This window comes from Microbacterium sp. (genome assembly GCF_035554235.1).
In the GTDB taxonomy this organism is placed as follows: Bacteria; Actinomycetota; Actinomycetes; order Actinomycetales; family Microbacteriaceae; genus Microbacterium.
In genome coordinates this window covers 1-10,759 of sequence record NZ_DATMIO010000245.1, presented here as the reverse complement: position 1 = coordinate 10,759, position 10,759 = coordinate 1, and the positions used below count along the sequence as shown (strand labels likewise).

Genomic DNA, 10,759 nt, shown 5'->3' with positions numbered 1-10,759 from the left:
CCGGCGCCGGCTCCCACGCTCTATGGCAGGAGGTCTTGTGATCGGGGCGCTCCCGCACGGGCGGCACCCCGGTGCGGCACGTCTCCGTGGCGAGCGGGCACCGCGGATGGAATCGGCATCCGGTCGGGACATTGATCGGGCTGGGCGGCTCCCCCTTCAGCGGAGGTGCGATCGCCGCAGTGTTGTCCAGGGAAGGGTTCGCGGCGATGAGAGCGCGCGTGTAGGGATGCCCGGGGTTCTGGTACAGCTCCTCGACAGGGGCGATCTCGACGATCTGGCCGAGGTACATCACGGCCACCCGGTCGCAGAGCGAGCGGACCGCACCGAGGTCGTGCGATATGAAGATCATCGACAGCCCGAGTCGACTCCGGAGACGGGCGAACAGATTGAGTATCGCGGCTTGGACACTGACGTCGAGGGCGGCGATGGCCTCGTCCGCGACGAGCAGACGCGGCTCGACCGCCAGCGCGCGAGCGATGCCCACTCGCTGCCGCTGGCCGCCCGAGAGCTGCCTCGGGAGCGCGTCGTAGGCCCGCTCGGGCAGGCCGACCAGATGCAGAAGCTCGTCCACCCTGGCTCGCGCCGTCGACCGCTCGACGAGCTGGTGGGTCATCAAGACCTCCGTCAAGACAGAGCCCACCGTGATCCGCGGATTCAGGCTTGCCCCAGGGTCTTGGAAGATCATCTGAATGGCGCGAGTGTCATCGATCGAACGCTTGCCCGACATCGACGCGCCCTCGAGGTTGATCGACCCCGCCGTCGGAGCGGTGAGCCCCGCGATCGTTCGCGCCAGCGTCGACTTGCCGCAACCGGACTCGCCCACGACGCCGAGGATCTCGCCGGGAGCCACGGTGAGACTGACACCGTCGACCGCTCGGAGGCGGACCTTTTTCCGCTGCGATCGTACGGCGAACTCCACACGGAGATCAGACACGCTCAGGCGATCCATGGTCATACCAGCACCTCACGATCAGCCGGCGTCACCAGGTGGCAGGCCGCAGCATGCCCACGTCCGACCTCCACGGTCGGCGGCAGGACGGTCCGGCAGGTCTCCTGCGCCAGCGGGCACCGTGCGGCGAATGAACACCCCTCGATCAGTGCGCTGGCATCCGGCGGAGCACCTGCAATCGTCGTGAGGTCGCCGGCTCGCTCATTCTCGGTCGGAATCGCTGCGATGAGAGCCTGGGTGTAGGGATGTGCCGGGTGATGCAGGATCTCGCTCGTCGGTCCGGCCTCGACGATGCGACCGGCGTACATGACGATCACCCGCTGAGCCACGCGCGAGACCACCGCGAGATTGTGCGATACGAAGACGACGGACATCCCGCGTTCCACCCTCAGCCGATCGACGAGCGCCAGCAACTGGGCTTGCACGGTCGTATCGAGCGCCGTCGTCGGCTCGTCGCACAAGAGGATGGCCGGTTCGACCGCGAGAGCAGCGGCGATCATCACACGCTGCCGCAGGCCCCCGGAGAGCTGGTGCGGCCATGCCCGTGCCCTGGTTGCAGGGTCGGGCACCCCCACCTCGGTGAGTAGTTCGACGGCGCGTCGGACGCTGTCCGCCTTCGACACGCCACGGGCACGAGGGCCTTCCGCAATGAACTCACCGACACGCATCGTCGGGTTGAGGGTCGTCATCGGCTCCTGGAACACCATCGCCGACCTGCCGTTGACATCGTGCTCTCCGGAAACGACCCGCACGCCTACGGGGAGTACGCCCGCGATCGCACGGAGGGTCAGGCTCTTGCCCGACCCGGACTCGCCCACGATGCCCACGCACTCGCCCTCGCCGACGCTGAACGATACATCCTTCACGGGGACTCCGTGCTCCGTCCCCAGGCGCAGGTGATCCACGGTCAGCACATTCATGAACTGCTCCCGTCGTCCAGGCTGTCGCCGATCAATGCCAGGCCGATGCCGAGGCCTGCAATCGCGAGCCCGGGGGCGACGACCAGCCACCACTGCACCGCCAGGTACACCTGCCCCTCGTTGATCATGGATCCCCACTCCGGGATGGGAGCGGGCACGCCAAGACCGAGGTAGGAGATCGATGCCATCGACAGCACGGCCAATCCCACATCCACGACGGCATAGACGACCGTCTGACTGATCGCGTTCGGAAGCAGATGCCGGAGCATCACCCGTGGGCGGGAGAGTCCGCCCGCATACGCTGCGGCGATGTAATCCATGCCCTTCACGCGCAGGATCTCCCCTCGCACCAGACGGGCGTAGACGACCCAGCCGACGAGGGCGAAGACGATGAGGATCGGCAACTCGCCAGGGCCGAGGAGGAAGTAGCTCTCGGTCCGGGTACTTGCAGCCGCAACGCCCAGAAAGAGCAGGATGACCGGAAAACTCTGGACGAGATCGGCGATCCTCATGATCACGGCATCGACCGCGCCGCCCAGCGTACCCGCCAACGTCCCCAACGTGGTGCCGATGAATAGCGGCACGAGCATCGCGAGGATACCGAACCGCAGATCGAGCTGGGTCGCCGAGACCATCCGCGCGAGCACGTCGCGGCCGAGCGCGTCCGTGCCCAGCCAGTGCTCGGGGGAGGGGAAGGCGAGCCTGTTGAGAAGGTTCTGTTGCAGCGGGTCCTGCGTGAATGACGGCCCGACGATGGCGATGAGGATGTAGGCGACCAGGATGCCGACGCCGATCCTGCCCTTGCGGTCCAAGCGCAGACGTGTGCGCCTGGGCCCGCTTCCGCGTGAGAAACGTCCGAGCAAGGTCGTCGTTGTCGGTGTCGTCGTCGTTGTTGTTGTTGTCAGTGTCGTCGTCGATGTCATGACAGTTTCACCCTTGGATCGAGCAGAGCCGTCGCCAGGTCTCCTAAGAGGTTCACGACGACGACTGCGATGGCGAAGACCACGGTGACCCCTTGCAGCACGGGAATGTCCCTCTGGGCTGCGGCGCTTACGAGCGCAGACCCGAGTCCGGGAATGTCGAACGTCGTCTCCAGCACGACCACGCCGAACAGGAGGAACCCCAGGGCGGTGGCGAGCAGGTTGATCGTCGGGGTGACCGAATTGCGGAAGACGTGACGTCGCATGATGCGTGCGGGCGAGAGACCGAGGGTGCGGGCCGCTGCGACGTGCTCGGAGTTGAGTGTCGCGATCATCGACGATCGCAGGGAGCGCAACAGCACCGGTGTGAGGCCGATGGCGAGTGTCACTGACGGAAGCACGAGCGATCTGATGAATTCTCCAGGACTTGCCGTGGAGAGCCCCGAGACCGGGAACCAGCCGGTGGGTATCGCGACGGTGCGTATCAGGACGTACCCGATCCAGAAGGTCGGGAGGAACAGGCCGACCAGGGTGAGGATGCGCACGGAGTGGTCGAGCCGACCGTTCTGTCTGGTCGCCGTCACAATTGCAAGGACGAGAGCGGCGACGACCGCGAGAACGGCTCCCGACACGACCAGGGCGGCCGTCGATCCGGCTCGCGACATGAGGATCTCGCCGACATCCTGCCCGGACTTGTTGGACACTCCCCAGTCACCGGTCAGCACTCGCGTGGAATAGCGGAAGAACTGGGTGAAGATGTCGTCGTTGAGGCCGAGCCTCTCGCTGAGAGCCGCCCTCGCTTCGGGTGTCGCCCGAGACCCGAGGATGTTGATCGTCGGGTCTCCGGGCACGAGCTTGAACAGCCCGAACGTCACGAGTACGACGGCGAAGACGGCGACAACGGCCTGCACGAGCCGTGAAGCGAAGTACCTGAGCATGCACTGGCTCCCTGATCGATCTGGCGGTCGGACCCGGCGGTGCGGTGGGTGTTTCCCACCGCACCGCCGGATCGTTGTCGTCGGGGGTTAGTTCGTGACGGTGATGTTGCTGAGGCTGTAGAGCGAGATCGGGTTGACGACCATGCCTTGGACCCGGGGTTTCACGGCGAAGACCGAGTTGACGCTGGCGACGGGCGTGGCCCACATGGTGTCGTAGCTCCATTCCTCGAATTCCAGGGCGGCAGCTTCCATCTCCTCCGGGGTGCGGGCCAGGTCGACGGCGTTGTAGGACGCGAGGAACTGTGCGCCATCGATGTGGGTCCAGAAGCCGTCGGTCTGGTAGTCGAAGCTGAGAGGGTCGTTCAGCGTCGGCGACGTCGCGTAGTAGTCGTGGATCGAGAACTCGTATGTCCCGGCGATCGCATTGTCTACCATCGTCGACTGGTCGGCAGGGTCGATCGCGATCGTGATCCCGGCTTCGGCGAGCATAGGCTGGATGGCCTGCGCGGCGAGGATGTTGCGTCCCGTAGTGGAGTTCACCCCCAGGGTCAGGGTCTCGCCGTTGTAGCCGGATGCGGCCAGCGCGGCTTTGGCCGCATCCAGATCGCGGGTGGGGTAGTCGCAGGGGACGCAGCTCACCGATCCGGGCAGGTTCGGGGGCAGCATCGACGTAGCCGCTTCGCCCTGACCGGCGTAGACGCTCTCGACCAGTGCCTCACGATCGATCGCGAGGGAAACGGCCTTGCGCAGGTTCGCGTCGGCGAAGGGGCCCGAGGCGGTGTTGAAGTAGATCGATGTGTTTCCGGCGGCCGGAGAGGAGCTCAGCACGTCCGCGTCGAACTGCGACACCATCTCGGGTGTCACCGCCTCGACGATGTCGAGGTCACCCGAGGTGAACTGCAGCGTGCGCTGGTTCGGGTCATCGATCAACTCGAGCGTCACTGTGTCGAGGGTCGGTTCCACCTCGCCCACGTAGGTGTCGTTCTTGGTGAGCACCACGGTCCCGCCCGGGGTCCAGGAATCCACCGTGTACGGGCCGGTGCCGATCGGGTCCTGGAAGTACTCCTCCCGGGTGAGGCCGCCGAAGTCCTCCTTGACGACACCCTCGCTGGCCCAGCTGAGCACCGACAGCAGCGAGCTGCTCGGCTGCGCGAGAGTCACCACCACCTGCTGAGGAGTCGGCGCTTCCACCGAAGTGACCACCGACAACAGCGGCCCGGCGCCACCGTCTTTCCAGACGTTGTATGAGAACACGACATCCGCCGACGTGGCCGGAGTGCCGTCGCTGAAGGTCTTGTCCTTCGCGATCTCGAACGTCAGCACGGTGCCGGTCTCGTCGTACGAGAACGATTCTGCGAACGCGGGCCGCAGATCATCGCCCGCGTCGTTGGGAACGACGAGCGGCTCGATGACCTCCTTCGCGAACTGGTAGTCGGCGACGCTGGTCAAGCTGTCGAAGTCGAACGTGTTGAACGGTTGACCGAGCCCGATCTTGATCGATCCTCCCTCGGAGCCGGAAGAATCCGGCGAGCCGGACGCCGCGCATCCCGCCGTGACCAGAACCGCGATCAACGCGGCCGACGCCGCCCCGATCCTCAACGATGAAGCCATTGGTGGAACCCTCTCTCGAACACGCTCACTCGGATAGTGAGTCGCAGCTGTGGTGCAGGGCAGAACACGAACTGCCTCTCGGGAGGCTCGTTCGCTGTGATCACGAGTCGCTCTTGCTGAGATCGAGCACCAGTTGGGTGCGCGCCTCGACATCTGCCGCCGTCCACCCGCCATCGGCGGGGAAGAAGGGCTGTCCACTCTCGGCGAGAGCCTCCCAGTGATCCAAGGAGAACGTCTCAGTACGCGGGTCGAGGCGATACGCGTCGTAGTAGGGGCGGAGCGGCTGGTACCAGTCCAGGAGTCTGCGCAGGTGCCCCACCGGCTCGGGATGCAGGTCGACGCGCAGATTGAGACTCTCGGCCGTCTGATTGGCAACACGGACCTGTGAGGAGGTCTGCCCGTCGGGCTGCCCCCCGGCGTCGCGGCCTGCCTCGATGCTCGCCACCAGTCGATCGGCGAAATCACGTCCCGCACTTTCTTCGAAGGCGCGAGCCATCGCTGTGAGCACATTCGTGCCGACGAGGGTGTTGCCCGTGACGACGTAGTCCGGTCCCACGATCTCGCCGGCCGTCTCCCACGCCTCGGGGCCGGTGTGAACGGCTGAACGGCCCGCGACGTCGATCACGGCAAGTTGCCGACCGAGGCAGTCATCGCTCTCATCGAGGTCCTTGATGATCTTCGCAGGCGGATTCCCCTGCTCCATGAGGGCGACGGCAAGGCGAAGCAGACGCGGATCGCCTGCGGCCTGAACCGTGACGACTCCCTTGTTGTGGACGATCGCGGTGCACCAGTTGCCGATGAGGGGGGTGCTCGTCGTCTGCGCGAATCCGTGCTCGCCTGTTGCCGGCGAGACCGCCAGAATTGTGAAGGTCATTTCCGTCCAATACGTAGGTCTGTTTTCCTAAAGGTAACTTTTCTATGTTACAGCTCTGTTTCGCCGGAGTCACAATCTCAGCGCCCGTTCGGGGCGGCGGGCGAGGCGCTTTCCCACCCCGGCGGCGCAGTGGACTGCCCTTTCTCGGCGAGGGGCTCGGTGCGGCGTGCATCGCCGGCTCCACGGAGGATGTCATCAACGGTGACACCATAGACCTCGGTGGAACGTCGTGGCTCAGTCGCGGGCGCGTCGCTCAGGGCCGGTGGCAACGGCGCCGGCGAGGAGTTCTCGGTGGCCGCCGCGCGGCGCGACCGCCGGGCGGCTTGCCGGCCAGGGGCGGCCGCGTTTTGACCGGCCTGAGCGCGGCATCCGCACTCAGCGTCAGGTCGCCGAAGCGGGCGATCACGCGTGCGGGCCGCGCCTCGTACTGAACTCCCCACCCGGGCGAGTCGTCGATGGGGGCTGAGGGCGTCAAGGATGCGGCGGTAGGCGGTGCCGCAGGTCGACGGCGTGACCGAGCGGTGCGCACGGCGCTGTGCAGCACTGCGTGTGCGGTCCGCCCGGAAGATTCGGCCGGCAGGCGCAGAACCCCTCCCGAGGGGCTCTGCGCCTGCCGAGTGGGTCAGGCGATGGGCGACTTGACGGACACTCGCGCGCGGATCCGCGTCTGCGTGTGCATGGGGACGAGCGGGTTCCGTGCACCTCCGTCGCGATCCCCCCAGAGGATCTCGACCTCGGTGCCGTCGACCGCATCAGCGGTGTTGACCGAGGCCAGCGATGCCCACCCGCCCAGGTTCACGGTGTAGCCGTGGAACGCGGTGACTCCGACGGGCCGGTCGCCGATGAGGATCTGATCGTGGCCGACATCGGAAGGGAACGGCAGGATCTTGGGCGCGTTCGGGTGATCCAGCTCGGACTGCACGACGATCCGCTCGGTGTCCTCTGGGTTCCATACCAGCCACACCTTCTGCCGCGGGGGATTCTTCGCCAGTTCTTCGAGAGCCTTCCGCCCGATGAAGTCGTGGTCGAACTTGACGACGTGACCGAACCCGTGATCCCACGGGTTGCAGAAGTACCCCTCGACCGTGGCGGGATCGTAGCTACCCGAGGCGACGCCGACGGAGACCGCTTCGATCGTGAAGGCCGGCAGCCACTCGCGGTACTCCTTGAGCGACTCCGACGCGTAGACCGCGGGCACTCCGGTTGCCCCCATCCAGCCGGATTCGATGCCCGCGGAGAGATAGGCGCGGGCGCCTCCTCGCAGCAGGCCATGCTCCTCGCCGGCGGCCAGGATCGCGTTGATGACGTCGTCCTCGTCCTCGGTCGGGCCGAAGATCTCGTACCCGGAGAACTCCTGACCGGGCACCCCACCCATCGTGTGGTTCAGGGCCCAGACCTCGTGCCCTGCGATGTTCAGGATGCCGGTGTTGAAGAACTTGATGTGCGGGAAGTCCTCGCCCGAAGCCTTCTGAAGGATCTTCTCGGCATTCGGGCCCTCCACCTCGTAGCGGTAGAGCCGCTTGGATCCGCCCGCGCCCCGGATCGCCGGCTCGGTCTCGATGGTGACGTCGTAGTCGCCCTTCTCCGCCTGATACCTCAGCCAGTTGAGCGCCCATTCGCGACCGACGATGTTCACCTCTGAGTCCGACAATGCCACCAGAATCGCGTCGCCGAAGAGCTGCCCTTCCTCATTCACGGCGATGAATTGCTTGGCGATCCCGGGCCGGAAGTTGGCGAAGCTGTTGACCGACGTGTCGGACAGGAGCCGGAGCATGTCGGGACCCGAGATGAAGACATCCTCCATGTGGAAGGACTGGTTGAAGAGCACCGCCGTCTCGGCCCAGGCGCGCTGCTCGTCGCGCCAGTTGGTGTACTCCGCAGGGTAGGCGAACGCACCTCGCACATCGAAGTTGTTCGCCCTGATGAACTCCAGCGGATTCTCCGCCTGATCTATGGCATCCTGCAGCGACATCGTCTCTGTTCCTCTCTGATTCGCCGCTGCTGCGATGCAGCGACGCGTAATGCTCACGAGCGGCATTCCTCATTGAAATGCGCCAGGACCGAACACGATACGTACAGTATTGGATGCTTCGGAGGGCGTCAAGGGACACCGCGGTGGACGAGCGACGACCGGGAGATCGTGGGGAGTGGGCAGCCGGTGGGGCGGTCGCACGAACATGGTACGAGCCGTACCGTATCGTGCTATCGTGTGATCGCAATCAGGACAGCGACTCGCCGAAGAGTCCGATTGGCACTCTCAAAGGCGAAGAGGAGGAACCAGATGTCTGAGATCGATTCCGTCACCGGCCTCGCGGAGGGAACCTTCGGGCTCGCACGTCTCCGCAACGGCGATGGTCGCTCGTTCAATGCGCTCGTGAGGCCCGGAGGAGACGTCGTCGACATCTCCGGACAGTTTCCGGATCAAGACGCGCTGTACGGGGACTGGCCGCGGAGCTTCGACGAGCTCGAGCTCGTCAGTGCCCGAGCCGGCGCGCTCGGCGCGCCCATCACGGAACACCACGTCCTGCCCCCGACGGTGCGGCCGCAGATCTTCTGTGCCGGCTCGAACTATCGTCAGCACGCCGCCGAGATGTACACCTTCAACGAGGGCAACTATCAGGAGTCACGCCGAGCCGGTGAGAGCGACGAGGACTTCTACCAGCGCAACCTCGCATTCGTTACCGAGAAGCGCGCCAAGGGCATGCCCTTCATATGGATGGCCACCCATGGCTCTCAGGTCGGTCCGGTCGATGACATCGTCCTTCCCCTGGTCGGAGCCAATCACGACTGGGAGGCGGAGTTGACCGTCGTCATCGCCGGTGGGCTGCCGCGGTACGCGACTCCGGAGGAGGCGGGCGACTACATCGCCGGGTACACCATCGGCAACGATATGCACACGGGAGATCTGTACAGCCGCACCGACATCAAGTGGAACGCCGACTGGATCGCCAAGCAGAGTCCCACGTTCAAGCAGGTAGGACCGTTCGTCGTGCCCAAGCAGTTCATCGAAGACCGCGGCGGGCTGGTGATCCAACTGGACGTGAATGGGCAGACGAAGCAGGACTGGCCCGCGAACGACATGATCTTCTCGCCGGAGGAGTACCTCGCGTACGCGTCCGAACGTCTGCCCGTCCTTGCCGGAGACCTGCTCATGATGGGCTCGCCCCCTGGCAACGGCGCGTTCCATGGTCACTTCCTTCAGGACGGCGATACGGTCGACATCCGCATCACCGGTCTGGGCAGTCAGCACCATCGCGTCGTCGCCGAAGACGCCGACGGGCGTGCACCCTTCTTCGGGTTGCCGCCCTACGAACCCACCGCATCATGATCTGAGAGGGACTCCGCAATGCCGCGTTTTGAACACCCCATCAAAGACACTCCCGCATCCCTCCAGTGGAAGGGCCCGCTTGCGGGCACCGACCATACGGTGATCCGCGTCCCCGACCTCGACGTCGGCGTCGCGTGGTATCGGCGCCTTCTCGGCCTCGTGGAGGTGGAGCGCTCGGCGGGCCGCGCGTTCCTGGCGAGCCCGGTCACGGGTCGCATCGTGCTCGGCCTTTCCGAAGGCGGCACCGGACTCGACTACGTCAGCTTCCGCGCGCGAAACGCCGAGGCGTTCGAAGCGATCGCCACCAAGCTCGACGAGGCCAAGACGCGGACCGCGCTCGGTGTCGCGACGACGCGGCCGGGCGCATTGGACGCGCTGCGTGTCACCGTGCCGACCGGCCACGCCTTCGAGGTCATTCATCCCGACGCGGACGCCCCTGCCGGGCCGGTTGAGGGGGAGTACCGCCCCGGCGCCCTGGATGTGCGGACGAGCCATCTGCAGCTGCGCACCACGGACGTAAAGGCGATGACGGACTTCCTCGGGCTTCTGGGCTTCCGGAGCAGTACTTTCGTCACGCTGCCCGGCACGGAGGGGTACTTCATCCAGTTCCTGCGCGTCAACGAATACCACCACCAGGTCGCGATCCTCACCGGCCAGCACGGTGTGCACCACGTCGCGCTCGAGGTCGATGAAGTGGACTTCTGGCAGCTTCTCGACAACCTCGTCGTGACGAAGATGGCGGCCGAGTACGGCCCGATTCGGCACCACGAGGGAAACATGCTCTCGATGTACCTGCGTGATCCCTTCAAGAACCGGATCGAGATCACCAGTTCGATGGAGATGGTCGGCTTCGACTACCCGCCGACTCCCGCCGGGCATGAGCCCTGGTACCACATGAACATGTGGGGGCCTCAGCCTCCGCACACGTGGGAGACGGAATGGATGGAATCATGATCGGCCGCACGCAGGAGGAGCACCGATGAAACTGGGTCGTATTGCGGTTCCGACGCCGGATGGCGAGCAGTTGCGCGTCGTCGCTGTCCTGCCGGACGAGGGTCGGGTGATCGACCTTGCCCGTGCGTATGCGCTGGTGTTGCAGAGGACGGGGGCAACCCCCGATCGAGCTCGCTCGCTTGCGCTCGCCCTGTTTCCGGCGAGTTTGGCTGCGGGGATTGCGGGTGGGGAGGTGTTCCTGGATACGGCGCATGCTGCGTTGGGG

At 65.6% G+C, this 10,759-nt stretch carries 10 protein-coding genes; 3 read left to right on the top strand and 7 right to left on the bottom strand.

What is annotated here, in order from left to right; all coding sequences use genetic code 11:
• The 7 genes from VNT50_RS12465 to VNT50_RS12435 form a co-directional block, all read right to left on the bottom strand.
• On the bottom strand, nucleotides 1-934 hold a 934-nt coding region (locus tag VNT50_RS12465; protein ID WP_325485437.1), incomplete at its 3' end, for an ABC transporter ATP-binding protein.
• Between the two features lie 17 nt (nucleotides 935-951).
• Nucleotides 952-1,869, bottom strand: a complete 918-nt coding sequence (locus tag VNT50_RS12460) for an ABC transporter ATP-binding protein (RefSeq protein ID WP_325485436.1) — start codon at nucleotides 1,867-1,869, stop codon at nucleotides 952-954.
• Nucleotides 1,866-2,681 carry an ABC transporter permease gene (locus tag VNT50_RS12455; protein ID WP_325485435.1) on the bottom strand — a complete coding sequence of 272 codons (816 nt, stop codon included), beginning with the start codon at nucleotides 2,679-2,681 and terminating at the stop codon, nucleotides 1,866-1,868. Before VNT50_RS12455 ends, VNT50_RS12460 begins: the two co-directional genes overlap by 4 nt.
• Nucleotides 2,682-2,788: 107 nt before the next feature.
• Nucleotides 2,789-3,727: an ABC transporter permease gene (locus tag VNT50_RS12450; protein WP_325485434.1), complete on the bottom strand. Its 939-nt coding sequence runs from the start codon at nucleotides 3,725-3,727 to the stop codon at nucleotides 2,789-2,791.
• 87 nt (nucleotides 3,728-3,814) lie between these two features.
• The gene (locus tag VNT50_RS12445) at nucleotides 3,815-5,338 is read right to left on the bottom strand and encodes an ABC transporter substrate-binding protein (protein ID WP_325485433.1); all 1,524 of its coding nucleotides are present in this window, start codon (nucleotides 5,336-5,338) and stop codon (nucleotides 3,815-3,817) included.
• Nucleotides 5,339-5,438: 100 nt separating this feature from the next.
• Nucleotides 5,439-6,212: a DUF1028 domain-containing protein gene (locus VNT50_RS12440; RefSeq protein WP_325485432.1), complete on the bottom strand. Its 774-nt coding sequence runs from the start codon at nucleotides 6,210-6,212 to the stop codon at nucleotides 5,439-5,441.
• Nucleotides 6,213-6,834: 622 nt separating this feature from the next.
• Nucleotides 6,835-8,184, bottom strand: coding sequence for an aminomethyl transferase family protein (locus tag VNT50_RS12435; protein ID WP_325485431.1), 1,350 nt, complete (start codon nucleotides 8,182-8,184; stop codon nucleotides 6,835-6,837).
• Nucleotides 8,185-8,493: 309 nt separating this feature from the next.
• Here VNT50_RS12435 and VNT50_RS12430 point away from each other — a divergent pair, with 309 nt between their 5' ends.
• The 3 genes from VNT50_RS12430 to VNT50_RS12420 form a co-directional block, all read left to right on the top strand.
• Complete coding sequence (locus VNT50_RS12430) at nucleotides 8,494-9,540, top strand: fumarylacetoacetate hydrolase family protein (RefSeq protein WP_325485430.1); 1,047 nt, start codon at nucleotides 8,494-8,496, stop codon at nucleotides 9,538-9,540.
• Nucleotides 9,541-9,558: 18 nt separating this feature from the next.
• Entirely contained in the window at nucleotides 9,559-10,494 is a 936-nt protein-coding gene (locus tag VNT50_RS12425) for a VOC family protein (RefSeq protein ID WP_325485429.1), read from the top strand.
• A 25-nt stretch (nucleotides 10,495-10,519) separates the two neighbouring features.
• Nucleotides 10,520-10,759: hypothetical protein (locus tag VNT50_RS12420; protein WP_325485428.1), on the top strand; the 240-nt coding region annotated here is incomplete at its 3' end.